This window comes from Luteimonas terrae (assembly GCF_004358165.1).
GTDB classification, from domain to species: domain Bacteria; phylum Pseudomonadota; class Gammaproteobacteria; order Xanthomonadales; family Xanthomonadaceae; genus Luteimonas; species Luteimonas terrae.
This window is the reverse complement of the sequence record NZ_SMTG01000002.1, coordinates 564,585-587,898: the sequence shown is the minus strand read 5'-3', so window position 1 is coordinate 587,898 and position 23,314 is coordinate 564,585. Positions and strand designations below refer to the sequence as shown.

At 69.0% G+C, this 23,314-nt stretch carries 20 protein-coding genes; 15 read left to right on the top strand and 5 right to left on the bottom strand.

What is annotated here, in order from left to right; translation table 11 throughout:
• Positions 1-254 precede the first annotated feature (254 nt).
• Together E2F49_RS02925 and E2F49_RS02920 are read left to right on the top strand one after the other, a co-directional pair.
• Entirely contained in the window at positions 255-1,355 is a 1,101-nt protein-coding gene (locus E2F49_RS02925; protein ID WP_055247796.1) for a Glu/Leu/Phe/Val dehydrogenase dimerization domain-containing protein, read from the top strand.
• 158 nt (positions 1,356-1,513) lie between these two features.
• The gene (locus tag E2F49_RS02920) at positions 1,514-2,230 is read left to right on the top strand and encodes a carbonic anhydrase family protein (protein WP_055247794.1); all 717 of its coding nucleotides are present in this window, start codon (positions 1,514-1,516) and stop codon (positions 2,228-2,230) included.
• 119 nt (positions 2,231-2,349) lie between these two features.
• Here E2F49_RS02920 and E2F49_RS02915 read toward each other — a convergent pair whose 3' ends face one another.
• Positions 2,350-5,181, bottom strand: coding sequence for an autotransporter serine protease (locus E2F49_RS02915; RefSeq protein ID WP_243713389.1), 2,832 nt, complete (start codon positions 5,179-5,181; stop codon positions 2,350-2,352).
• Between the two features lie 186 nt (positions 5,182-5,367).
• On the opposite strand from E2F49_RS02915, the gene E2F49_RS02910 reads away from it, so the two are divergent.
• The 9 genes from E2F49_RS02910 (at position 5,368) to yeiP (ending at position 14,120) form a co-directional block, all read left to right on the top strand.
• Positions 5,368-6,543, top strand: coding sequence for a thiolase family protein (locus E2F49_RS02910; RefSeq protein ID WP_133392529.1), 1,176 nt, complete (start codon positions 5,368-5,370; stop codon positions 6,541-6,543).
• 126 nt (positions 6,544-6,669) lie between these two features.
• Complete coding sequence (locus E2F49_RS02905; RefSeq protein ID WP_055247787.1) at positions 6,670-7,005, top strand: hypothetical protein; 336 nt, start codon at positions 6,670-6,672, stop codon at positions 7,003-7,005.
• Positions 7,006-7,230: 225 nt separating this feature from the next.
• Positions 7,231-7,590, top strand: a complete 360-nt coding sequence (locus E2F49_RS02900) for a hypothetical protein (RefSeq protein ID WP_055247785.1) — start codon at positions 7,231-7,233, stop codon at positions 7,588-7,590.
• A 474-nt stretch (positions 7,591-8,064) separates the two neighbouring features.
• Positions 8,065-8,649 carry a bactofilin family protein gene (locus tag E2F49_RS02895; protein WP_055247783.1) on the top strand — a complete coding sequence of 195 codons (585 nt, stop codon included), beginning with the start codon at positions 8,065-8,067 and terminating at the stop codon, positions 8,647-8,649.
• Positions 8,650-8,651: 2 nt separating this feature from the next.
• Entirely contained in the window at positions 8,652-9,056 is a 405-nt protein-coding gene (locus E2F49_RS02890; RefSeq protein WP_055247782.1) for a hypothetical protein, read from the top strand.
• 285 nt (positions 9,057-9,341) lie between these two features.
• Positions 9,342-11,918: a sensor domain-containing protein gene (locus E2F49_RS02885; protein WP_133392528.1), complete on the top strand. Its 2,577-nt coding sequence runs from the start codon at positions 9,342-9,344 to the stop codon at positions 11,916-11,918.
• A 79-nt stretch (positions 11,919-11,997) separates the two neighbouring features.
• Positions 11,998-12,768, top strand: a complete 771-nt coding sequence (locus E2F49_RS02880) for an SDR family oxidoreductase (RefSeq protein WP_133392527.1) — start codon at positions 11,998-12,000, stop codon at positions 12,766-12,768.
• Positions 12,769-12,888: 120 nt separating this feature from the next.
• On the top strand, positions 12,889-13,557 hold the full coding sequence (locus E2F49_RS02875) for a retropepsin-like aspartic protease (RefSeq protein WP_165971099.1): 669 nt from the start codon (positions 12,889-12,891) through the stop codon (positions 13,555-13,557).
• Entirely contained in the window at positions 13,554-14,120 is a 567-nt protein-coding gene (gene yeiP / locus E2F49_RS02870) for an elongation factor P-like protein YeiP (protein WP_055247774.1), read from the top strand. The genes E2F49_RS02875 and yeiP overlap by 4 nt, the downstream gene beginning before the upstream one ends.
• Positions 14,121-14,267: 147 nt before the next feature.
• Here the strand turns inward: yeiP and E2F49_RS02865 are convergent, their stop codons facing one another.
• The 3 genes from E2F49_RS02865 to E2F49_RS02855 form a co-directional block, all read right to left on the bottom strand.
• Positions 14,268-16,067, bottom strand: a complete 1,800-nt coding sequence (locus E2F49_RS02865; RefSeq protein WP_425481350.1) for a DUF7844 domain-containing protein — start codon at positions 16,065-16,067, stop codon at positions 14,268-14,270.
• Between the two features lie 20 nt (positions 16,068-16,087).
• Positions 16,088-16,387, bottom strand: coding sequence for a DUF2388 domain-containing protein (locus tag E2F49_RS02860; protein ID WP_133393425.1), 300 nt, complete (start codon positions 16,385-16,387; stop codon positions 16,088-16,090).
• Positions 16,388-16,464: 77 nt separating this feature from the next.
• Positions 16,465-17,850: an FAD-binding oxidoreductase gene (locus tag E2F49_RS02855; protein ID WP_133392525.1), complete on the bottom strand. Its 1,386-nt coding sequence runs from the start codon at positions 17,848-17,850 to the stop codon at positions 16,465-16,467.
• Between the two features lie 130 nt (positions 17,851-17,980).
• Between E2F49_RS02855 and serA the strand changes: the two genes are divergently transcribed.
• The gene (gene serA / locus E2F49_RS02850; RefSeq protein WP_133392524.1) at positions 17,981-19,213 is read left to right on the top strand and encodes a phosphoglycerate dehydrogenase; all 1,233 of its coding nucleotides are present in this window, start codon (positions 17,981-17,983) and stop codon (positions 19,211-19,213) included.
• A gap of 172 nt (positions 19,214-19,385) precedes the next feature.
• Here serA and E2F49_RS02845 read toward each other — a convergent pair whose 3' ends face one another.
• Complete coding sequence (locus E2F49_RS02845) at positions 19,386-19,982, bottom strand: NUDIX hydrolase (RefSeq protein WP_133392523.1); 597 nt, start codon at positions 19,980-19,982, stop codon at positions 19,386-19,388.
• A gap of 197 nt (positions 19,983-20,179) precedes the next feature.
• Here E2F49_RS02845 and E2F49_RS02840 point away from each other — a divergent pair, with 197 nt between their 5' ends.
• From E2F49_RS02840 to E2F49_RS02830, 3 genes are all read left to right on the top strand, one after another.
• Positions 20,180-21,652 (top strand): amino acid permease, encoded by a 1,473-nt coding sequence (locus E2F49_RS02840; protein ID WP_133392522.1) that lies wholly within the window; start codon positions 20,180-20,182, stop codon positions 21,650-21,652.
• Positions 21,653-21,739: 87 nt separating this feature from the next.
• Positions 21,740-23,044 (top strand): amino acid permease, encoded by a 1,305-nt coding sequence (locus E2F49_RS02835; RefSeq protein WP_133392521.1) that lies wholly within the window; start codon positions 21,740-21,742, stop codon positions 23,042-23,044.
• Complete coding sequence (locus E2F49_RS02830; RefSeq protein WP_133392520.1) at positions 23,041-23,286, top strand: hypothetical protein; 246 nt, start codon at positions 23,041-23,043, stop codon at positions 23,284-23,286. Before E2F49_RS02835 ends, E2F49_RS02830 begins: the two co-directional genes overlap by 4 nt.
• The last annotated feature ends 28 nt before the right edge of the window (positions 23,287-23,314 follow it).

The window sequence follows — 23,314 nt, the reverse complement described above, 5'->3', positions numbered from 1 at the left end:
GGAAGTCGAGAGGCGCCAGCGGGCCAAGCAAGGCCTCCCCACGTGAAAGCCACCCCCAAACCCTTGATCCTGAAGCCCTACCCGCCGGTCAGTTGCACCTTCAACCTTTCGTCAATCGACGGGCGTAAAATGCCCCGCTCACCCGACACCTGCGGCCCTGCCGGATCGAACCGGTCGCCAAGACCGACCCGCACAGCCCCCTCGCCGCCTTCTGCCACCTGACGTCGGGCCTCCCGCCCGTGACGGAGTTTTGAATGATTTTCGAGCACCTCGATACCTACGGCCACGAGCAGGTCGTGTTCTGCCACAACAAGGACGTGGGTCTGAAGGCGATCATCGCGATCCACAACACCGTCCTGGGCCCGGCGCTGGGCGGCACCCGCATGTGGCCGTACGCATCGGAGCAGGAAGCGCTCAACGACGTGCTGCGCCTGTCGCGCGGCATGACCTACAAGAACGCGGTCGCCGGTCTGAATCTTGGCGGCGGCAAGGCGGTGATCATCGGTGACCCGGCGACGGACAAGTCCGAGGGCCTGTTCCGCGCGTTCGGCCAGTTCGTCGAGTCGCTGGGCGGCCGCTACATCACCGCCGAAGACGTCGGCATCGACGTCAACGACATGGAGTTCGTCTACCGCGAGACCCAGTTCGTGACCGGCGTGCACCAGGTCCACGGCGGTTCGGGCGACCCCTCGCCGTTCACCGCCTACGGCACCATGCAGGGCCTGCTGGCGTCGCTGAACCGCAAGTTCGGCAACGAGGACGTGGGCAACTACAGCTATGCCGTGCAGGGCTTGGGCCATGTCGGCATCGAGTTCGTGAAGCTGCTCAAGGAGCGCGGCGCGAAGGTCTACGTGACCGACATCAACAAGGACCGTGTGGCCCGCGCCGTCGACGAGTTCGGCGCCGAGGCCGTCGGCCTGGACGAGATCTACGACGTGGACGTCGACGTCTATTCGCCGTGCGCGCTCGGCGGCACGGTCAACGAGAAGACGCTGCCGCGCCTGAAGGCGAAGATCATCTGCGGCGCGGCGAACAACCAGCTGGCCAACAACGCGATCGGCGACGAAGTCGAGAAGCGCGGCATCCTTTACGCGCCCGACTACGCGGTCAACGCCGGCGGCGTGATGAACATCTCGCTGGAGATCGACGGCTACAACCGCGAGCGTGCGATGCGCATGATGCGCACGATCTACCACAACCTCACGCGCATCTTCGAGATCTCCGAGCGCGACGGCGTGCCGACGTACATGGCCGCCGATCGCCTCGCCGAAGAACGCATCGAGACCATCGGCAAGCTCAAGCTGCCGCTGGGCCGTGCGCAGCCGCGATTCCAGGGCCGCGTGCGCGGCGGCTGATCGTCCGCAACACGCCGTGACACGCAGAACGCCACCTCCGGGTGGCGTTCTGCGTTGCGGGCGGACATTCCGCCGGGATCCGCACAGCGGCCACCCCGGGACAGGCGTAGCGTATGGCTGCCCCGGACGTCGGGGCACGACCCTTCTCGGAGCCCCGCATGATCCGCACGTTCCGCCGTTCCGTGCTCTGCTTCGCGCTCGCCGCCGTCGCGACGACCGCCGCCGCCCAGAAACTCGACTACGACCACCAGGAACGCTGGGAATTTCCGGCCGCGCTCGCGCAGTCGCCGATCGACATCCAGCGCAGCGTCGCCGTGGACGGCGATCTCGAGGAGGCCCAGTCGATCGAACTGCGCGACACCATCGCCACGCTGCGCATCGTCGACAACGGCCACGCGGTGGAGGTCGAGGCCCACGGCCCGGACGCGCTGATCCGCGGCCGTCATTTCGAACTGATGCAGTTCCACTTCCACGCCGCCAGCGAGCACACCATCGACGGCGAGTCGTTCCCGCTCGAGGGCCACTTCGTGTTCAAGGCCAAGGACGGGCGTCTGGCCGTGGTGGGCGTGATGTACCGCGAGGGCGATTCGAACCGGCTGGCCGGCGAGGTGCTCGAGGCGCTGGGCGATGCGAGCGAAGGCGAGATCGAACGCGAGGACATCGCGATGATGCTGCCGCGCGACAAGAGCTATCACCACTACCTCGGCTCGCTGACGACGCCGCCGCTGACCGAGAACGTGGAGTGGTATGTGCTTGATACGCCGGTGACGCTGTCTTCGGCGCAGATCGCCGGCTTCAACGCACGCTACAGCCACAACAATCGCAAGGTGCAGCCGCTCAACGACCGGGCGCTGATCCATTTCGCCGCGCACTGAGATTGCGGCGACCGTCCTGGACGATCCGGGGTGGCCTGAGCGTCGACCAAAGCTTGCGCGTTCCACCAGACAGAAAGGCCGCCCTCGGGCGGCCTTTCTGCACTCCGGCATCGACGCGATCAGAACCCGTAGGCGAACCGCAGCGAGGCCATGCGATCGTGACCACGCGGCCCGAAGCGCTGGTCGAGTCCCAGCATCAGCTGCGAGCGCGGCGTCAGCCACGAGGTCATGCCTACGCCGAACAGGCCGCCCGAACGTGCCGGCTCGAGACCTGCGATCGGCGCCCAGGCTTCAATGCCGGTGAAGCTGGCCTGCAGATCGAACCCGCTCGCCGACAGGGTCTGCTGCCACTCACCGTAACCGTGCAGCGAGAAGCCCGGCGCGTCCCAGCGCGCGCGTATGCCCGCGATGGCCTGGCTGCGCTCGACGTCCCAGCCGCTGCTGCGCAGCCCGAAGCCGTTGCCGCCGAGCTCGTCGAAACCGTCGCTGCGCAGTCGCACCTGCTCGGCGCCCACGTACGGCCCGAATGCGGTCGAACCGAGACGCCACTGGTGCCCCGCCTCGACCGCCGCCTGCGTGTAGCTGCCGGCATAGCGCGTGGACACGCCCTGCCAGTCGGCACCCGCGAACAGCTGCCGCTGCATGTCGCGATCGAAGCGACCGCTGCCGATCTGCGCCATGACGTAGGTGTCGCCGAAGGTCTGCGCGAGATAGGCCTGCGCCTGCGTCTGCCGGTCGCGGTTGCGGTCGCCGCGCGCCTGCGCGATGCCATCGCCGCGCAGTTCGCCGAACGCGAAGCCCGCCACCAGCCCGTTGCCCAGCTGATGGTCGCGGCCGATGCTCCAGCCTTCGACGCTGAAGCCGTCACGCGCGAAGCCGCCGTTGCCGCCCTGCCCCAGCGCTTCCTTCCACACGCCGACCTGCGCATCGGCCGAGGCGAGCGCGCCCACGCGCGACGCCACCGAACGCCGCCCCATGTCGACATTGTCGAAGGTCGCCGTCAGCGCGGCGGCGTGCTGCGCACCGGACATGCTGTCGAGGGCGGCCAACGCCGCGGACTCGCCCTGGATGCTCTGGAAGGCGCCCGCGGTCCGGAAGAAGTCGTCGGGCACGACGACGCTGGATTGGCCGTCGATCTGCGCGAATGCGCCTTCGACGCGCTCCGCCGACCCGAGCGACTGCGCGGTGATGCCGCTGAACGAGGCAGCCGCGGCGGTGACGTTGAGGCGGATGACGTCGATCCACGCCAGATTGGTGTCGTAGCGCAGATTGCCCTCGAGAAACACGTTCGACGGCGTCGTCAGGCTGGCGAACGTGCCACTGATGCCGCCCGCCGCTTCGACCACGTTCTCGCGGCGCTGGTGGGTGTATTCGCTGACGATACCGGTCACGTGCAGTTCGCCGCCCAGCGTGGCGCTGCCACTGACCTGCAGCGGGGCACCGATCTGCCAGGCAAGCCGCGCATTCGACGCCTGCTGGAAGTTGCCGGCAATCGTGCGTGCACGCGTGTTGCCGGTCACGGCGAACGTGCCGTTGTTGACCAGATTGCCGCCCACGCGCGCGCCACCCAGCTGCAACGTCGCACCCTGCGCCACGCTCGCCGAGCCGGGAATCGACGACTCGACGAACGCGAGCGTGCCGCCCTGCGCGGCGGTGCTGCCGCCGTAGCCGGCAGTGCCGGTCAGGCGCAGCGTGCCGCTGCCACTCTTGACCAGTCCGCCGGCGCCCGTGATGTCGTTGCCCCAGGTCGAGGTGCCGTTATTGAAGTTCGCGGTGACATTGCCCCAGTCGAACTTCGCCGGCCCCCGCACGGCCTTGCCGACATTGAGCACGCCGTAGCCGAAGACCGGGTCCACGCCCGGCGCGCCGATATCGGTCGCGGTGCCGAGAATGGTCTGGCGTACCAGATCGTTGTCGAAATACGGAAAGGCTTCCCAGACCAGCGCCGCGGCGCCCGACACCAGCGGTGCGGCCAGCGACGTCCCGCTGTACTTCCAGTACTCGGGCCTGTTGTAGGCGTCGTTGGTGCCGGTGACGATCACGGTACCGGGCGCCACCAGGCAATAGCGCATGGCCACGCCGCAGGCATTGGAGTAACTCGCGAGCTGCGTGGTGCTGCCTTCCGCCAGCGCGGACACGGTCAGCCAGCCACGTTCGAGATCCGCAGCCGGTGTGGTCCCGTTGGGTCCCGGCTTGCTCGGAAGCGCGGCCGTGTCGGACGGATTCGAAAAGCCCGAGTTGCCCGACGCGAAGACGACCAGGCCGCGATGCGAATTGACGAACGGCCGGTACTCGTCGGCGATCCGGTTGGTCAGGCTGAGATCGGTCCAGTACAGACCACCCCACGAGTTGTTCATGACCTTGACGCCGCGATCGATGAGATCACGATGGATCGGCGTGAGCCCGAGCGGACCGTCGATCTCGTTGCCGCCGCCCGTGCCGTCGTCCTCCGGCGGCTTGTCGCTGATGATGCGCGCCGAGATGATCTCCGCATTCTGGGCGACCCCGCCCGGCCAGGCGCCGAACGGACGTCCTGCCGCCGTTTGCGCGACCGCGGTGCCGTGGCCGACCACGTCGTCGACCGACAGGTTGTTGCCTGTCGAACTGATGTAGGTCAGGTTCGCCGTGACGCGTCCCTGCAGCGCCGGGTGCCTGCGGTTGACGCCGCTGTCGAGAAACCCGATGCGTACGCCCTGCCCGGTGAAGCCGGCCTGCTGCGCCGCATACGTGTTGGTGTCGGCGAGATGCCGGCTGTATTCGGGGTTCGGCGTGCCGACGACCGGCGGCTGCGGCGTCGTCGGCGGCGGCGCGACCGGGGGCGGCGGTGTGGGCACCACCAGCCCGCCGCCCGAGCCTCCGCCGCACGCGGCCAGCGCGGTTCCCAGCGCACACGCCAGCAGCGTGCGGTTCGCGACTCGCGTGCCGCCGCGCGTCTTCATTCCGTTCGACATCGTTGCCCTCTCCCGATCCGTGCAGGCCGGACTCCATGTCCAGCGTTCGATACCCCTGTAGGCCCATCTATACGCGCAATCGGCGCACTTCGCCATTCGGGAAAGCACGTACAAATCGCGACGTGACCGGGCGCGGATGCGATACTCGACGGACTGTGCAGTTCACTTTCCGGAGTCACCTCCCCCATGACTGACATCGTCATCCTCGGTGCCAAGCGCACCGCCATCGGTTCCATGCTCGGCCAGTTCACCGGCGTACCCACCACCACCCTCGGCGCGACCGCCATCAAGGCCGCACTCGACCATGCCGGCGTGTCCGCGGATGTGATCGACGAGGCCATCATCGGCTGCGTGCTGCCGGCCGGCCTCGGCCAGGCGCCGGCCCGCCAGGCCTCGCGCGCGGCGGGCATTCCCGACAGCGCCGGCTGCGTGACCATCAACAAGGTCTGTGGCTCGGGCATGCAGGCGGTGATGTTCGGCGCCGATCTCATCAAGGCCGGCACCGCCAAGTACGTCGTCGCCGGCGGCATGGAGTCGATGACCAATGCACCGCACCTGCTCAACGGGTCGCGCACCGGCATCCGCTACGGCAGCACCGAGATGCTCGACCACATGGCGTGGGACGGCCTGACCAACCCCTACGACGGCAAGTCGATGGGCGTGTTCGGCGACATCGCCAGCCAGAAGTACGGTTTCAGCCGCGAAGACCTCGACGCCTACGCGGTCGAAAGCGCCACGCGCGCCAAGCAGGCCATCGAGTCGGGCGCGTTCAAGGACGAGATCGTTCCGGTGACCGTCGCCTCGCGCAAGGGCGACGTGTCCTTCGACACCGACGAGCAGCCCGGCCGCATCCAGACCGACAAGATTCCCACCCTGCGCGCCGCGTTCGGCAAGGAAGGCCTGCTGACTGCCGCCAGTTCGTCGAGCATCTCCGACGGTGCGGCCGCGCTGGTGCTGACCTCGGCCGACGAGGCGACCGCGAAGGGGCTCAAGCCGCTCGCGAGGATCGTGGCGCACGCGCGCCATTCGCACGAACCCGAATGGTTCACCACCGCCCCGGTCACCGCGATCCGCAACGTGCTCGACAAGGCCGGATGGAAGGTCGAGGATGTCGACCTGTTCGAGGTCAACGAGGCGTTCGCGAACGTCGCGATGGCGCCGATGAAGGATCTGGGCATCCCGCATGACCGCCTCAATGTGAATGGAGGCGCACTGGCGCTCGGCCATCCGATCGGCGCCAGCGGCGCGCGGCTCATCGTCACGCTGGTTCACGCACTCAAGGCGCGTGGCCTAAGTCGCGGAGTTGCCTCGCTTTGTATCGGGGGCGGAGAAGCGACCGCAATTGCAGTCGAAATGGCGTGAACTTCGGATAACGTGATTTTTACGAAATCACCACGCGCGTCCCGCTTGACAGCCGTAAACGGCTTGTCATCATGTCGGCGGCGCGCATTAAGCGCGTTGCCCAAACTTTCAGACGAGGAAGACACAATGACGATCAACAAGGCTCTGCTTGCCCTGGCTCTGGGTGTTGCGCTGGCCGCATGCAGCAACGCCGAGCAGGCCAACAGCTCGGCTGAAGGCGCTGCCGAGGCTGCTGCCGACGCACAGGCTGCCGCCAACGAGACGACCGATCCGGCCGTTGCCGAAACCGCGCAGACCGCTGCGAACGACGCCGCTGCTGCCGCTGACGCCGCTGCCGACGCCGCTGCCGACGCTTCGGCTGCCGGCACCGACGCCGCTGCCGAGCAGGCTGCCGACGCTGCCGACCACGCTGAGACCGCGGCGGAAGACGCCAAGGACGCTGCGGAAGAAGTCAAGCCGTAATTCCCTCGATGGCTTGATGCCATCCAGAGCGAATGCGAAGGCCGCCGGGGCAACCCGGCGGCCTTTTTCGTGTCTGCGCCCTTCGCCAATCGCATACGCGATACACGTATGCCCGCCGACTGCACGTTCAGCGACGCGTCGGTTCTGCGCTCGCGCCTTTGCACGCCGATCACATCGCCGCATTCATGCTGCGCGCCGTCCATTCGACACCACAGGAGACCTGCCATGCATTCCAAGCCGATGACCGTGATCGCCGCCGCGCTGCTGTTGGGCCTGGCTGCCTGCAGCAACTCGAATGAAGCCGAGCGCGAGCGCGCCGAAGCCGCTGCCGCGACCGAGAACGCCGGCGAGGCGATCTCCAACGCCGCGTCCGCGACCGCCGACGCCGCACGCGCCACCGCCGATGCCGCGGCCGACCACACCCGCGCAGCCGCGCAGGAAGCCGAAGTCGCCGCGCAGGATGCCGCGCGTCGCGCCGACGCTGCAGCCGACGACGCCGCCCGCGCTGCGGGTCAGGCGACGCAGGAAGCCGGTCAGGCGATCGAGAACGCGGGCGAGCGCGTCGAAGAGCGCGCGGACAACTGATCGCGTTTTCTCATTGATCCAGATAAGCCCGCCGCAAGGCGGGCTTTTTTTATGGCCGCTTGTGGACGGTTGGCAACGGCGCCCGGTTTATTTCGAGCGCATCTCACGCTGCTCTCTGCAGCGTGGTTTCGAAACGCGCACGCTTGCCACGCGGGAGACCCGGTCGACGCGACGCCGGGGCTCCGCGGCCTGTGCCGGCGACGCTTAAGTCATCGTGATGAAGAAGCGCCAGCGAAACGCCGGGGCAGCGCTGCACGCCTCCCCGGGAGCGGGCACCTGACGCACCTCGCGTAACGCTTCTTGAACATGCGGCAAGTCCTTGCCCGTTCTCGATTCCGCAGGGCGGGTCACAGTTGGCATGTCGCGCGTGCGTGCTAGTCTCGACCTCCGCGCCTGCCGACCGCGGCGGCGTGGATTCCCCCGTTCCGAGCGGTCGATTCCGCTCCCCTGTCCATTTCCGAGGTAACGCGCGACATGGCCATTTTCCAGCAGTCCGGCACCGCCAAGAAGGATTCCCCCGCTTTCGGCTCCGACGCGCCGCCGCCCGCACCGGCCCGTGAGACGCCGCCGCCTGCGGCTGCGGACTTCGCACCGGCGACGCCGCCCGTCGCGCAGCCGTCCACACCGCCGCAGACCGTTGCGCCGCCGCAGGCTGCGCCGCGCGCCGCGACGCCGACGGTCAAGGAATCGATCATCGCCGCCGATCTCACCATCGAGGGCAAGATCGAAGGCTCGGGCGATGTCCGGATCGCCGGCCGCTTCAAGGGCGACGTCAATGTCCAGGGCAACCTCACCATCGAACAGGGCGCCAAGCTCAACGGTGGCGTACGTGCCAAGCAGGTGCTGGTCTCGGGCGAGCTGGAAGGCAATATCGAGTCCGCCTCGCTGGTGGAGCTGCGCGATTCGGCCGTGCTGATCGGCGATCTCAAGGCCGGCTCGCTGACCGTGGCCGCCGGGTCCAAGATCCGCGGGCACATCGAGTGCGGCTGGGGCGACGTCAAGGCACCGGCTGCCGGCAACGGCAAGGACAAGGCCGCCAACGACAAATCCAGCGACTGACCGTGAGCAGCCGCCCGGGCGCGGCAGGTGCCACGCGCACCTGCCCGCACTGCAAGACCACGATCCTGGAGAGCGCCTCGCGCTGTCCGGCGTGCCAGCAGTCCCTCAAGGTCGACAACGCGCCCGGCTCGCCGATCGTCGCGCGCAACACCGTGCAGCGCGAAGAAGCGACGACGGCGCTGCAGGTCGAGGGCCGCATCCGGCACCCGTCGGAGGGCGGCGCCTGGGAGTATTCGGTGGTGCTGGTGATCCGCGACGAGGACGGCAAGGAGATCAACCGGCAGGTCGTCGGCGTGGGCGCGTTGCTGGTCGGCGACGAGCGCACCTTCAGCCTGTCGGTGGAGGTCACACCGACCAGCGACATGCGCAGGCCGACGCGTTCGCCCCTGAGCCGCGGGCGGCACTGACGGCCTTCCTGTCGCACGCGTGTGGAGCGGCGCGTTTCGCCCCGTTCCATGCGGCTACCGTCGTCGCGGAACGTTTGCTGGAGGTGCGTGGATGGCGTGCACGTCCGTGGCCGAATCGTCCAGCATCACACGTTCTTCCCGGTACATGGCCCGATCCGGACACTCGCGCGGTCACAGCCTCGGCACCGGCGGGCGCCTTCCCGCGTGCGCGGGTGTTGTGATGCCCATGGGCCTTGCGGCCAGCGACGACTGCGTCCGCTGCGGACAGGCATCGGCCAGGCACGCATGAGCCGACCGACGGGCAGCGCTGACGCCGGACTCCTGGAACCCGGGGCGGACGCCGCATCGTTGCCCGATGCACTGCAGCGCGCCGCCGACGACCCCGACCTGCCCGGAGACCTCCGCGCCCTGCTCCTCCGCTCACGCGAGGCACTGTTCGCTTTGCGCACCGAGGCCGACGCCGCCCATCTGCGCTACCAGGCGCTGTTCGATGCGGTGCCCGACCCGGTCAGCATCCTCGATACCGACGGCATCGTGCTCGACCTCAACCATGCCGGCGCCCGCGCCTACGGCCGTCCGCGCGAGGACATCGTCGGCCAGCCGATCGAGGTCCTGAATCCGGACCTGCCGCGCGACCACCTCGTGCCGGTGTGGGACGCCGTGCATCGCGGGCGCACCTACGTCATCGAAGTCACCAACATGCGCGGTGACGGGTCGCGCTTTCCGGTGGAAGTGCACACCGCCGGCTTCGAGCATGAGGGGCGGCCATGTCTGGTCGCGGTCGCGCGCGATCTGAGCGAGCGTCGCGAGGCCGAGGTGCGCTATCGCGAACTGATGGACGTCATGGACCGTGGCATCGCCATCCACGATGTCGACGGGCGCTTCGTCTACGGCAACCCGGCGGCGCTGCGGCTGCTGGGCATCCGCCAGGGCACGTCGCTCGGCGACACGTCCAACCTCGGCGACTGGGTCGCCATCGCGCCCGATGGCGAGGAGATGCCGTGGGACGCGCTGCCGCCCGTGCGTGCGCTGCGCGAGGGCCGCATCGTCGAGAGCACCCTGGTCGGCCTCTACCATCGCATGCGCCGCGAGCTGTACTGGCTGATGGTGACGGCCGTACCGCAGTACCCGCCGGGAGGCGACCGTCCGCATCAGGTCCTGTCGCTGTTCTCCGACGTCAGCGCGCTCAAGCGCGACAGCGCCATGTTCGACCGCGTGCAGGCGCTGGCGCACATCGGTGGCTGGGAACTCGACTGCGGTACCGACCGGCTGTACCTCACCGCCGAGGCGGCACATATCCTCGGCCCGGCCGGAGCGCCGCAGACGATGGAAGCGCTGATCGAACTGCTGCTGCCGCTCGATCGCGGCCGGCTGCGCGAGGCGCTGGGCGCGGCGATGCTCGAGGCCCGCGGCTTCGATCTCGAACTGCAGGGCACGCGCGAAACGGGCGGCGATTTCTGGGTGCGCGCGATCGGCGGCCCGCGCCAAGGCGACCCGGCGATCTCGCGCCTCAACGGCACGCTGCAGGACATCGCCCGCGACAAGCACGACGAGGCGATCCTGCGCGCGCAGGCGCGGACCGACCCGCTCACCGGCCTGCTCAACCGCGACGCGATCCTCGAAGAGCTCGACGCCCGCATGCGCGACCCGGCACGCGCGGGCGTCGCCGTGCTGTACATCGATCTGGACCGCTTCAAGTTCGTCAACGACGCGCTGGGCCACGCCGCCGGCGACGAGCTGCTGATCGCCGCCGCGCACCGCATCCGCATGGCGGTCGGCTGCGCGGGCAGCATCGCGCGCTTCGGCGGCGACGAGTTCCTCGTCGTCTGCGACGCGGGCGTGCGCGCGAGTCACGCGGAAAAGGTTGCCAACACGATCCTCGATGCGTTCGGCGACGGCTTCCGGTTCGATGCCGAGGAATTCTCGATCACCGCGAGCATCGGCATCGCGCGCGCGCCCGACGACGGCGATCGCCCGCAGACGCTGATCCAGAATGCCGACGCGGCGATGTACGAGAGCAAGCGCCGCATCCGCAACGGCTGGCTGCTGTTCACGCCGGAACTGGCGCAGAGCCAGCAGGACCGGCTGCGCGTGGAAACTCACCTGCGCCGGGCGATCGACAACGCCGAGTTCCACCTCGTCTATCAGCCGCAGGTGGATCTGCGCAGTCGCCGGGTGATCGCCGCCGAGGCGCTGATCCGCTGGCACAACCGGCAGCTGGGCGAAATGCGGCCCGACCACTTCATCGACCACGCCGAGAGCACCGGCGATATCGTGCGCATCGGTGCATGGGTGCTGCGCGAGGCCTGCCGCCAGGCCGCCGCCTGGCGCGACGAGGGCCTGGGGCTGGTGCGCGTGGCGGTCAACGTGTCCTACCGGCAGTTCCTCGGCGACGATCTCGCCGCGCACGTGCGCGGCGTGCTCGCCGAATTCGCGCTGCCGGGCTCGGCACTGGAACTTGAATTCACCGAGCGCGTGCTGATCGAGGACGCGCCCGACACGCTGCGTACCTTCGCCGCGCTGCGCGACATGGGCGTGCAACTGAGCATCGACGATTTCGGCGAGGGCTACAGCGGCCTGAACTATCTGCGGCGACTGCCGATCCACGGCCTCAAGCTCAGCCAGTTGTTCGTCGGCGGCGTGCCCGACGACCGCTCCGACGTCGCCGTGTGCCAGGCGGTCGCCGGCATCGCCCGCAGTCTGGGGCTGGGCCTGGTGGCCGAAGGCATCGAGTCCGAAGCGCAGCGCCGGTTCCTGATCGATCTCGGCGTGCCGGTGGGCCAGGGCTTCCTGTTCGCGCCGGGGCTGGCGCCCGACGACTTCGCGCGCCGCCTGCGCGAAGGCCGCGACCAGGGCCTGTGAACCGCCCGGACTGAACACGCCGGTCGGCGCGGGACACGCGCCGGTTTAAACTGCGGGTTTTCCGTCCAAGGACCCGCTTATGACGCCCGATTCCGTCCGCGCCCTCATCACCGGCGGCGTCTCCGGCCTCGGCCTGGCCGTGGCCCGCCACCTCGTCGCCGGTGGCGGCAAGGTCGTGCTGTTCGACGTCAACGACGACAAGGGCGCCGAGGCGGTCGACGCACTTGGCGCGGCCAATGCGCGTTATCTGCGCACCGACGTCACCGACGAGGCCGGCGTGGTCGCGAACGTCGCCGCCGCGCGCGAATTCCTCGGCGGCCTCAATGCGGCGATCAACTGCGCCGGCATTCTCGGTGCCGGCCGCGTGCTGGGCCGCGAAGCACCCATGCCGCTGGAGACCTTCAGCCGCACGGTCATGGTCAACCTGGTCGGCAGCTTCAATGTCGCCAAGGCCGCGGCGGCCGTGATGCAGGGCAACGACGCGGGCGAGGACGGCGAGCGCGGCGTGATCGTCAACACCGCATCGGTCGCGGCCTATGAGGGCCAGATCGGCCAGGCCGCGTACTCGGCCTCGAAGGGCGGCGTGGTCGGCATGACCCTGCCGATGGCGCGCGAACTCGCCCGCTTCGGCATCCGCGTCAACACCATCGCGCCGGGCATCTTCTGGACGCCGATGGTCGACGGCATGCCCGACGAGGTGCAGCAGTCGCTGTCGGCCTCGATCCCGTTCCCGTCGCGCCTGGGTCGCCCGGAGGAGTTTGCCGACCTCGTCGCCTACATCCTCGGCAACCGTTATCTCAACGGCGAAACCATCCGTCTGGATGGTGGCGTGCGGCTGGCGCCGAAGTAAGCGATGGGGGTATTGGCGCCCAATACGCGGACTCCGCCCGCTCTGCCCCTTCCCCCGCATTGCGGGGGAAGGCTTGGATGGGGGCGAACGTTTCCGTCGCGGAAGCAACAGACGCGCGCATTGGATCGTGAGCGTGCACCCACGTTCGACTTTGATCTGACCGTTCGCCCCCACCCAACCCTCCCCCGCCCTGCGGGGGAGGGCTTCGGCTCACTGCGAGCATTCCGCTTTCTTGCGACTGCGCTGCTGTGCATTTCGGCGCTTCTGCCCGCGGCCGCGCAGAACGCCGTCCCGACTCGTCTCGCCTCCACACTCGAAGCTGCGGGCTACTCGGCCATCCCGATGACCCGCCACGGCGATGCGCATCTGACAGTCGAAGCCCGTATCAACGGCGTCGCCGGCACCTTCATCCTCGACACCGGCGCCGGCCGGACCGTCATCGATCGCGCGGCACAGTCGCGCTTCGATGAGGGACGGGCCACGGTTGCCGCCGGACGGGCGACGGGCGCCGGCAGCGGTGGCCTCGCGATCGCCGCCCTGCCCGGCAACCGGCTCGCGATCGGCGACTACCGGGACGATGCGTTCACTGCGCACTTCCTCGCGCTCGACCACGTCAATGCGGCCTTCGCCAATCGCGGCGAGGCGCCGGTGGCCGGTGTGCTCGGCGCCGACGTGCTCGAACGCGGCGGCGCGGTGATCGACTACCCCAATCTGCGGCTCTATCTCCGCAACCCCGATGCCGACGGCGGTGCCGTGGCGTCTCCATCCAACAGCAGCGAACAACGATGAAAGCCTACGACGTCAAGAAAGGAAACGTGGTCGAGCACAACAACGGCGTGTACCAGGTGCGCGACATCGAGCGCAGTTCGCCGCAGGGTCGCGGCGGCAACGTGCGCTTCCGCTTCACCATGTACAGCGTGCCGGGCGGCAACAAGACCGACGCCAGCTTCGACGGCGACGACGAGCTGCGCGAGGTCGACTTGGCCCGCCGCCAGGCCAGCTTCTCGTACAAGGACGGCGAGGCCTTCGTCTTCATGGACGACGAGGATTTCACCCAGTACACGCTGGACGCGAACGTCGTCGGCGACGGCGCCGGCTACATCACCGACGGCCTGAGCGGCTGCTTCGTGCAGGTCATCGACGATGCGCCGGTCGGCCTGCAGCTGCCGCAGAGCGTGGTGCTGGAAGTCGTCGACACTCCGCCGGAACTGAAGGGCGGCACTGCGACCAAGCGCCCGAAGCCGGCCGTGCTCAACACCGGCATCGAGATCCAGGTGCCCGAGTACATCACCAACGGCGAGCGCGTGTGGGTCAACACGACCACCGGCGAGTTCGGCGGTCGCGCGGACTGAGTGCAGCCTGGGAGCGCGCTTGCGCGCGAGGGGCTTTGCCGGGAAGGCCTCTCGCGCGCAAGCGCGCTCCCACGGCGTCATGTCGCGCGATGTCGAATCCCGCTCAACGCGGGAGGGCTCGCGCCTAGCAAAGCCCGTCGCTTCGCATCAATCGAGCTGCAACCCGCCCGCCTCAAGATGCAGCGCCCGCAGCCGTGCGCCGAGCATCTCGACGTTGCGATCCAGCGCCGCGACCCGCGCCTGTTCCCCGGCTGTCATCGCCGCATGCGCTTCGCCTTCCAGCTGGCTGCGCAGGCCGCGCAAGTGCAGGACCCGCGCATCCACGCCGTTGCGCAGCAGCGCCTGCTCGGCAGCCTGCGGCAGCCCGTAGCCACCGTCGATCAACTGCGCGGGGCGGCTGAGTCCGTCGCCGGCCGCGAGCAGCGCGCGCAGCGTGGCCACGGCAGGCGCCACGCTCGCCGCCTGCCGCGGATCGAGCAGCCGGCGCTTGAGCGCGTCGCGCAGCTCCAGTTCGTTGCGACGTCGCGCCGCGTGTTCGAGCACCAGCAGGGCCGCGCCGTCGCGCTGCCCCGCGATCGCGAGCCAGGGCGCACGGCTGTCCGGCGCGGACGCCAACCAGTCTTCGACCGTCGTTCCCGGCAACGCCCGGGCTGCGCGGGCGATGTCGAACAGCGCCTGGTACTCGGCGTCCGCGGACGGGAAGTAGAAGCCTGCGCGCACCGCGTCCTCGCGCTCGAGCACGGACATGTCGGCATTGCCGCTGCGCGCGAGCTTCCGCAGCAGGCCGTTCGGCGTGACGCTGCGCAGGCGCGCATCGGCAAGCCGCGGCACGCCGGTGTGCAGCAGCTTCCAGGTTTCCACCGCACAGTTGTTACCGACGAACCAATAACGCCCGTCGTAGCTCCAATGCAGCGTCGCCGCGCGTTCCAGCAGCGAGGCGATCTCGTGAGGCGACAGTCGCAGCGGCAGCGACTGCAGGCCGCGCAGTTCGACACGCGTGTATTCGTCGATGACCTGGTCGAGCGGCAGCACGAACAGCCGCGAGGGATAGCGCCCGGTCAGCCCGCGCAGGTTGGAGATCTGCACGTCGTCGACGAAGGCGCGGAACGACAGCACGCGGTGATGCTGCAGATCGAGCCGGCAGTCCGGACCGGGCGGCCGTCCGGGCGCGCAGATCACCAGCCGCAGCATGCTGTGGCCCCAAGCGCTCATCGGCCGCGCGTTGCCTTCGGCCAGCAGATAGTCGACCGCGTAGACGCGCGCCGGGTCAAGCGGCAGCAGCGGCGACTCGCGTCCGCTGGCCTCGGCCTCGACGAACGGCAGCGACGGGACGCATGCGGCGGCGGTGGGCGCCCAGTCGAAGTGCGCAGCAAAGTACGCGTGCAGCGCCGGACGCCGACAGGCGTAATCCGGATCGGTGAGGAAGTGTTCGAGATTCACCGCGACGAATTCCGCCGGCGACGTCAGCTCGTAGGCGTCCGGGCTGCGGTCGCGCATCGCGTTCTCGCGCACGCGCGTGCCGAAGCGCAACGGACGTTCTGGCCAGCCGGCCAGATCGCGCAGGCGCGGGTCGCGCGACAGGCCGCCGTGCGTCGAGCGGTCGTAGCGGTGCGCGAGTTCGTGCAGCAGCGCCGACGTCAGCGCGTGCGCATCGCCTGCCGTCAGCAGCGCGCGCCGCAGTCGCAGATGCGGCCCGAAGGTGCGGCCGTGCACGGCGTCGGGCAGATCGTTGCGCCAGTCGATCGCGACGTCGAGACCATCCGCCTCGCGCCAGCGGAGCGGCAGGCGTTCGCGCACGGCCTCGACGGCCTCGCGCGCGGCCGCCGACTCTGTCGCGTCAAGTGGCGCGCCCTGTGCGGTCTGCGTGACCGACCAGCCCGACGCCGCCGCCGGTGTCGCGAGCAGGCACGTCAGAACGGCAGGCGCCGCGCGCCGGAAGATGCGCAGCGGCACCCGTGTCGTGCCGGTCAGCGCGCCAGGATTGCCTGGGCGATCTCGAGATCGGACGCGTCGCGCGCGGCCGCGTTCGATTCGCGCAGATGGCGCAGCGCCGCCTCGAGGCGCGCGCCGCGGATGCGGCCATCGCTGGCAACGAAACCGGCCGCGTCTTCGCGCGCCTGCAGCACCACCTTGTCGTCGCCGGAGGTACTGCCCGACGACCCCGAGGATCCGGCGGACGAGGCGCCCGCGCTGGTGCCGGCGAAACTGCCAGCGAATGCCGACGCGGACAGGCCGCTCAGCAGAAGGACGAGTGCGGTGCGGACCATCATGCGGGGGATCTCCGGGACGGGAACGGCAGCCGACACTCTAGCGTCGGTCGGCTGCGGCGGCCTGAACCGCCGGCTCAATCGAACAGCTTGCCTGGATTGAGGATGCCGGCCGGATCCAGCGCGCGCCGGATGCCGCGCATCACCGCGATCTCCTCCGCACTGCGGGTCGAACCCAGATACGGCTTCTTGACCAGGCCGATGCCGTGCTCGGCCGAAATGCTGCCGCCGTGTTCGGCCAGCGCCGCGGCCAGCAGCTTGGTCACGCGCTCGCACTCGATCACGAAATCCGCATTGGCCATGTCGGACGGCTTGAGCACGTTGATGTGCAGGTTGCCGTCGCCGATGTGGCCGAACCAGACCACGTCGAACTGCGGATACTCGGCCGCCAGCAGGGCCTGCGTGTGCGCGAGGAAAGCCGGCATCTCCGACACCCGGACCGACACGTCGTTCTTGTAAGGCACATGCGGCGCGAGGCTCTCGGTGATGCCCTCGCGCAGCCGCCACAGTGCCGCCGCCTGCGCGTCGCCGTGGCTGATCACGCCATCCTCGACCCAGCCCTGCTCCATGCAGTACTCGAACGCCGACAGCAGCGCGACTTCACCGGCTTCGCCTGCGCTGGCGAACTCGGCGACCACGTAATACAGATACACGCTCTCGAAAGGCGCTTGCGCGCCGTGGGCGACGGTGTGGTGCAAAGCGCGATCGGTGAAGAACTCGAAGGCTTCCAGCGGCAGGCGCGCGCGCAGGGCCTGGAAGACTTCCATCAGCACGTCGAACGACGGCAGCGCCAGCAGCATGACGCGCGTGTCCGGCGGCGGATCGGTCAGGCGCAACGTGGCCTCGACGATGACGCCCAGCGTGCCTTCCGAGGCCACCACCAGATGCCGCAGGTCGTAGCCGCTGGAATTCTTGACCAGACCGCGATTGAGGTCGAGCAGCTCGCCGGTCGCGGTGACCAGCTTGACGCCGGCGACCCACTCGCGCGTGTTGCCATAGCGCACCACGCGGATGCCGCCGGCATTGGTCGCGATGTTGCCGCCGATCGAACACGAGCCGCGCGCGGCGAAGTCCACCGGATACTGCAGGCCGTGTTCGCGAGCAGCCTCGTGCACTGCTTCGAGCGCAATACCGGCCTCCACGGTCAGCAGGCGGTCGGCGGCGGTGAAGCCCAGCACGCGGTTCATGCGCTGGAGGCTCAGCACCAGCTCACCGTTCGCGGCGACCGCGCCACCCGACAGGCCGGTGCGTCCGCCCGAAGGCACGACCGCGACGCCTTGCGCGTATGCCCAGCGCATCGTCGCCTGCACCTCTTCGATGCTGGCCGGCAGCGCGATCGCCAGCGGCGCGGGCGTCCAGCGCCGGGTCCAGTCCCCACCGTAGTGCGCCAGATCCGCAGGATCGTTCAGCACCCGCAGCGTCGGCACGGCGGACTGGAGACTGGCGACTCGGGCGTCGGACATGGTCGAAGAGGCATCGGAAGCGGGCCGCCAGCGTGCCAGCGCGCCCCGGACGCGTCCAGCGCTGCGGCGCAACACGCCGCCGGCCGTTCTGGCACCATGACCGGCGCTGTCCCCACACGCGAAGCCACCGATGAAGACCTCGTTTCCGAAGCAGGACATCCGCGTCCTGCTGCTCGAAGGCGTCAGCCAGAGCGCTGTCGACACCTTCCACGCCGCCGGCTACACCCAGGTCGAGGTGCACCCCAAGTCGCTGCCGGACGAGCAGCTGCGGGCCAAGATCGCCGACGCCCATATCATCGGCATCCGCTCGCGTACGCACCTGAGCGCCGATGTGCTGGGCGAGGCGCGCCGGCTGATGGCGATCGGCTGCTTCTGCATCGGCACCAACCAGGTCGATCTGGATGCCGCCGAGTTGGCCGGCATTCCGGTATTCAACGCGCCCTACTCGAACACGCGTTCGGTCGCCGAGCTGGTCGTCGCCGAGGCGATCATGCTGCTGCGGGGCATCCCGCAGAAGAACGCGCAATGCCATCGCGGCGGCTGGAGCAAGTCGGCGCTGGGCAGCCACGAGGCGCGCGGCAAGACGCTGGGCATCGTGGGCTACGGCCACATCGGCACCCAGGTCGGCGTGCTCGCCGAGGCACTGGGCATGCAGGTGCTCTTCCACGACATTGAAACCAAGCTTTCGCTGGGTAACGCGCGCGCCGCCGCGAGCCTGGAGGATCTGCTGGCGCGCAGCGACGTGGTCACCCTCCACGTGCCGGAGACGCCGGCGACGAAGTCGATGTTCGGCCAGCCCGAGATCGCGGCGATGCGCCCCGGTGCGCACCTGATCAACGCCTCGCGCGGCAATGTGGTCGACATCGACGCGCTCGATGCCGCGTTGCGCAGCGGCCATGTCGGCGGCGCCGCCGTGGACGTGTTTCCGGTCGAGCCGCAGGGCAACGACGACGCGTTCGAGTCGCCCCTGCTGGACCACGACAACGTGCTGCTGACGCCGCACGTGGGCGGCAGCACGCTCGAAGCCCAGGACAACATCGGTGTCGAAGTCGCGGCCAAGCTGGTGCGCTACAGCGACAACGGCAGCACGCTGTCGGCGGTGAACTTCCCCGAGGTCACCCTGCCCGAACACATCGGCAGCCATCGCATCCTGCACCTGCATCGCAACGTGCCCGGCGTGCTGTCGAAGATCAACGAAGTGTTTTCGCGCGAGGCGATCAATATCGACGGCCAGTACCTGCGCACGAACGCCAATGTCGGCTACGTGGTCATCGACGTGGCCGCGAGCGAGGACCAAGCGGCGCATCTGCGCAGCGAGTTGTCGAAGATCGACGGCACACTGCGGACGCGGGTTCTGTACTGACGTCGTACTGCGCGCAGCGATGGGTCTCGCTGCGCGCTACCCATGCTGCGGCTGCATCTCTGCGCGCCAGGACTGCATCCGCTGATTGTCGTGGGAGCGCGCTTGCGCGCGATTCCGGAACTGCTTGGGCGGATGCGATACCTGGATCGCGCGCAAGCGCGCTCCCAAAGAGTCAGCCCGACGGGACTTCCAGCCAGCGGCGCGCCATGCGCCGCAGCGACGCATCATAGGCATCGCCCTCGGCCACCTCCTCGATCGCACGCCACGCCAGCGCGTGCGACTCCTCGCTGACCGCGAAGGTCTCGTTCGCGCCTGCGCGCACCACATAGCGCACGTCGTAGTGCCAGTGCCCCGGAATGCCCTTGTGTTCGGGAATCCAGTGCCGGTCCAGATCGAAGACGCCCGGCTGCACGGTCACGCCGACCAGCGCGGTTTCCTCCTCGGTTTCGCGCAAGGCGACGCGCGCCAGGTCGCGGTCGCCGTCGGCATGACCACCGGGCTGCAGCCACAGACCGAGCTTGCGGTGATGGGTCAGCAGCGTGCGCTGCCCGTCGCCGCTGACCACCAGCGCCGACGCGGTGAAATGTCCCGCCAGACGGGCGCGTTCGAACGGATCGTCCGCATCGCCGAGCAGTGCAATGAACGCGTCCGCGACAGCCTGCTGCCCCGGATGCAGCACGCCGAAATCGGTGAAGGCGCGCGCCAGTGGATCGACGGTGGCGGGCGGGTCGGCGACAGGCGCGAACGGAGGGACGGCGGGATTCGACATCGGCGTTTTGCTGCGTTGCGGCGTGACGGGAACGGCAGGATCGGCGTTCGCGGGGACGCGCACAAGCCGCCCTTTCCGGACGTTCCGGTTGCTTGTGCCCGAAGGCCGCGTTTGGCATGGTACGGCGATTACCGCGCGCCCCACCGCGCGTTCCAGCACCCGCGCAAGCGGCCGCACGACCAGTAGGGGATCACCTCATGTTGAAGTCTCTGTTCCGGGTGAAGCCCGTGGCACCCGCGCCGCACGTCGATGCCGGCGAGCCCGTCGAGGGCAGCCTCCAGGGCGAAGGTTCGCTCAAGCGCACCCTCACCGCCCGTCACCTGGTCCTGCTCGGCATGGGCGCGGTCATCGGCGCCGGCATCTTCGTGCTGACCGGCCAGGCCGCCGCGAATCACGCCGGTCCGGCGATCATGCTCAGCTTCGTGCTGGCCGGCCTGGCCTGCGCGTTCGCCGGCCTGTGCTACGCCGAGTTCTCGGCGCTGCTGCCGGTGTCGGGCAGCGCGTATTCGTACTCGTACGCCACGCTCGGCGAGTTCACCGCCTGGTTCATCGGCTGGTGTCTGGTGCTCGAGTACCTGTTCGCCTCGTCGACGGTCGCGGTCGGCTGGTCGGGTTACTTCGTCAGCTTCATCACCACGACGCTCGGCCTGCCCTTCCCCGCGGAGCTCGCCGGCGCACCCATCGCCTGGGAAGACGGCGGCTTCGTGCGCACGGCCAACATCTTCAATCTGCCGGCGGTGCTGATCGTCGCCGCGGTCAGCGGCCTGTGTTACGTCGGCATCACCCAGTCGGCCTTCATCAACGGCATCGTGGTGGCGATCAAGACCGCGGTCATCGCGGCTTTCGTCGGCTTCGGCATGTTCTACGTCGACCCGGCCAACTGGACGCCCTTCATCCCTGAGAACACCGGCCCGGGCCAGTTCGGCATGGACGGCGTGTTCCGCGCCGCGACGATCGTGTTCTTCGCCTACATCGGCTTCGACGCGGTCTCCACCGCAGCCGGCGAAGCCAAGAACCCGCAGCGCGACATGCCGATCGGCATCCTCGGTTCGCTGGCGATCTGCACGATCATCTACATCATCGTCTGCGCCGTGCTGACCGGCATGGTGCCCTACACGATGCTGGGCACGGCCAAGCCGGTCGCGACCGCGCTGGAGGCCTACCCGAACCTCGCCTGGCTGAAGACCGCGGTCGAAATCGGCGCGATCGCCGGCCTGTCGTCGGTGGTGCTGGTGATGCTGATGGCGCAGCCGCGCATCTTCTACACGATGTCGCGCGACGGCCTGCTGCCGAAGATCTTCGGTCGCGTGCACCCGAAGTACCAGACGCCCTACGTCGGCACCATCATGGTCGGCATCGCCGCGTGCCTGCTCGCCGGCCTGATGCCGCTGAGCGTGCTGGGCGAGCTGGTGTCGATGGGCACGCTGATCGCGTTCGCCACGGTGTGCCTGGGCGTGTTGGTGCTGCGCCGCACGCGCCCCGAACTGCACCGCCCGTTCCGCGTGCCGTTCGCAACCATCATCTGCCCGCTCGGCTTCCTGTCGTGCATGTTCCTGTTCGTGCAGTCGTTCAAGGAACACTGGCACCTGTTCGTCGGCTGGACGATCGTCGGCATGATCATCTACTTCTGCTACGGACGCCGGCACAGCAAGCTCAACACGAGCCCCTGATCCGACCGCACGGCCCGCCTCGCGCGGGCCGTGTGCCGTCCAGGCTTCCTTCGCGGCGCAGGCCGCACCTTCACACCGGATTGCACGATGTCCACGACCTCCACGGCCAAGAAGATCGGTCCGGTGCTGGCGACCTTCATGGTGGCCAACAACATGATCGGCTCGGGCTTCTTCCTGCTGCCGTCCACGCTCGCGCGCTCGGGCGCGGTGACCGCGTTCTCGTGGCTGCTGGGCACCCTGCTCGCGGTGGCACTGGGCGCAGCCTTCGCGCGGCTCGCGCGGCAGTACCCGGATCTCAACTCGCCCGACGACTACATCCGCCCGAGCCTCGGCCGCGACATGGGGTTCCTGGCGACCACGCTGTACTGGCTGTCGTCGTGGGTCGGCAACAACGCGATCGCCGTGGCTGCCGTAGGCTACCTGGTGGTGCTGCTGCCGGTGTCCGACGCGCCGGCCGTGCAGCTGGTCGGACAGATCCTGCTGATCTGGTCGATGTTCGCGCTGAACCTGCTGGGTCCGCGCAACATCGCGCGCTTCCAGTCGTTCTGCGTGGTGTTCGGCCTGCTGCCGGTCGCCGCGATCCTGATCGCCGGCTGGAGCTATTTCGACCCCGACATCTACCGCGCCGGCTGGAACGTCAGTGGCCAGTCCGATGCGGCCGTGGCGATCGGGTCGCTGGCCACGGTGTTCTGGGCCTTCATCGGCCTGGAGACCGGCGCGATGGTCGCCGGCGTGGTGCGCAATCCCGAGCGCAACGTGCCGATCGCGACCCTCGGCGGCATCCTGCTCGCCGGCGTCGTGTACCTGATTTCCTCGGTGCTGATGATGGGCATCGTGCCGGTCGACCAGCTGGCTGCCTCCAGCGCGCCGTTCGCACTCGTCGCGGGACAGATGTTCGGCGCCTGGGCGATTCCGGTGATCGCCGCGGCCGCTGCGCTCAAGGCCACCGGCACGCTCGGCGGCTGGATGCTGGTGACCGGCGAATCGGGCGCGCGCGCCGCGCAGCGCGGCTTCCTGCCGAAGATCTTCGGCCGCCTGCTGAAGAACGGCGCCGCGGGCCCCGGCCTGCTGATCGTGGTGTCGTCGATGACGTTGATCGCGTTCACCACGCTGTCGGACTCGGTGGGCAGCCAGTTCGAAACGATCATCAACATGGCGGTGACGCTGGTGGTGATGGCCTACGCCGCCGCCGGCCTGAGCCTGCTGCTGGGCAATCCCGCGCATCCGGCCGGCACGCGCGAACGCCTGCTGGGCATGGGCGCGCTGGTCGCCTGCGGTCTGCTGGTCTGGTCGACGCCGGTCGATACGCTGATGGGCGCGGCGATCATCGCCCTGCTCGCCTGGGCCGCGTATCGCGGCTTCGGACGTCGTACGGCGACGCCGGCGCGATGAGCGAGCGCGACGATGACTGGTTTCCGGCCAAGCGTTTCGGCTACGGCTGGGGCTTGCCGCGTCGCTGGCAGGGCTGGGTGGTGCTGCTGGTCTACGTCGGCACGCTGATCGGTTGCGCCGCACGCTTTCCGCCGAGCGATGCGCCGCTGGCCTTCGGCATCTGCGTCGCGGTGGCGACCGCGCTGCTGATCACGGTCTGCGCCCTGAAGGGTGAGGCCCCGTCCTGGCGCGGCAAACGCTGAGTCCACGCGGGCGCGCTAGAATCCGCGC

What these genes read in the sequence shown, in the direction of transcription:
- E2F49_RS02885 (WP_133392528.1), top strand. Translation starts at nt 9,342, where the DNA reads ATGAGCCGACCGACGGGCAGCGCTGACGCCGGACTCCTGGAACCCGGG.
- E2F49_RS02845 (WP_133392523.1), bottom strand. Translation starts at nt 19,982, where the DNA reads ATGTCGAATCCCGCCGTCCCTCCGTTCGCGCCTGTCGCCGACCCGCCC.
- E2F49_RS02910 (WP_133392529.1), top strand. Translation starts at nt 5,368, where the DNA reads ATGACTGACATCGTCATCCTCGGTGCCAAGCGCACCGCCATCGGTTCC.
- E2F49_RS02855 (WP_133392525.1), bottom strand. Translation starts at nt 17,850, where the DNA reads ATGTCCGACGCCCGAGTCGCCAGTCTCCAGTCCGCCGTGCCGACGCTG.
- E2F49_RS02905 (WP_055247787.1), top strand. Translation starts at nt 6,670, where the DNA reads ATGACGATCAACAAGGCTCTGCTTGCCCTGGCTCTGGGTGTTGCGCTG.
- E2F49_RS02830 (WP_133392520.1), top strand. Translation starts at nt 23,041, where the DNA reads ATGAGCGAGCGCGACGATGACTGGTTTCCGGCCAAGCGTTTCGGCTAC.
- E2F49_RS02860 (WP_133393425.1), bottom strand. Translation starts at nt 16,387, where the DNA reads ATGGTCCGCACCGCACTCGTCCTTCTGCTGAGCGGCCTGTCCGCGTCG.
- E2F49_RS02925 (WP_055247796.1), top strand. Translation starts at nt 255, where the DNA reads ATGATTTTCGAGCACCTCGATACCTACGGCCACGAGCAGGTCGTGTTC.
- serA (WP_133392524.1), top strand. Translation starts at nt 17,981, where the DNA reads ATGAAGACCTCGTTTCCGAAGCAGGACATCCGCGTCCTGCTGCTCGAA.
- E2F49_RS02840 (WP_133392522.1), top strand. Translation starts at nt 20,180, where the DNA reads ATGTTGAAGTCTCTGTTCCGGGTGAAGCCCGTGGCACCCGCGCCGCAC.
- E2F49_RS02895 (WP_055247783.1), top strand. Translation starts at nt 8,065, where the DNA reads ATGGCCATTTTCCAGCAGTCCGGCACCGCCAAGAAGGATTCCCCCGCT.
- E2F49_RS02900 (WP_055247785.1), top strand. Translation starts at nt 7,231, where the DNA reads ATGCATTCCAAGCCGATGACCGTGATCGCCGCCGCGCTGCTGTTGGGC.
- E2F49_RS02915 (WP_243713389.1), bottom strand. Translation starts at nt 5,181, where the DNA reads ATGTCGAACGGAATGAAGACGCGCGGCGGCACGCGAGTCGCGAACCGC.
- E2F49_RS02835 (WP_133392521.1), top strand. Translation starts at nt 21,740, where the DNA reads ATGTCCACGACCTCCACGGCCAAGAAGATCGGTCCGGTGCTGGCGACC.
- E2F49_RS02880 (WP_133392527.1), top strand. Translation starts at nt 11,998, where the DNA reads ATGACGCCCGATTCCGTCCGCGCCCTCATCACCGGCGGCGTCTCCGGC.
- yeiP (WP_055247774.1), top strand. Translation starts at nt 13,554, where the DNA reads ATGAAAGCCTACGACGTCAAGAAAGGAAACGTGGTCGAGCACAACAAC.
- E2F49_RS02920 (WP_055247794.1), top strand. Translation starts at nt 1,514, where the DNA reads ATGATCCGCACGTTCCGCCGTTCCGTGCTCTGCTTCGCGCTCGCCGCC.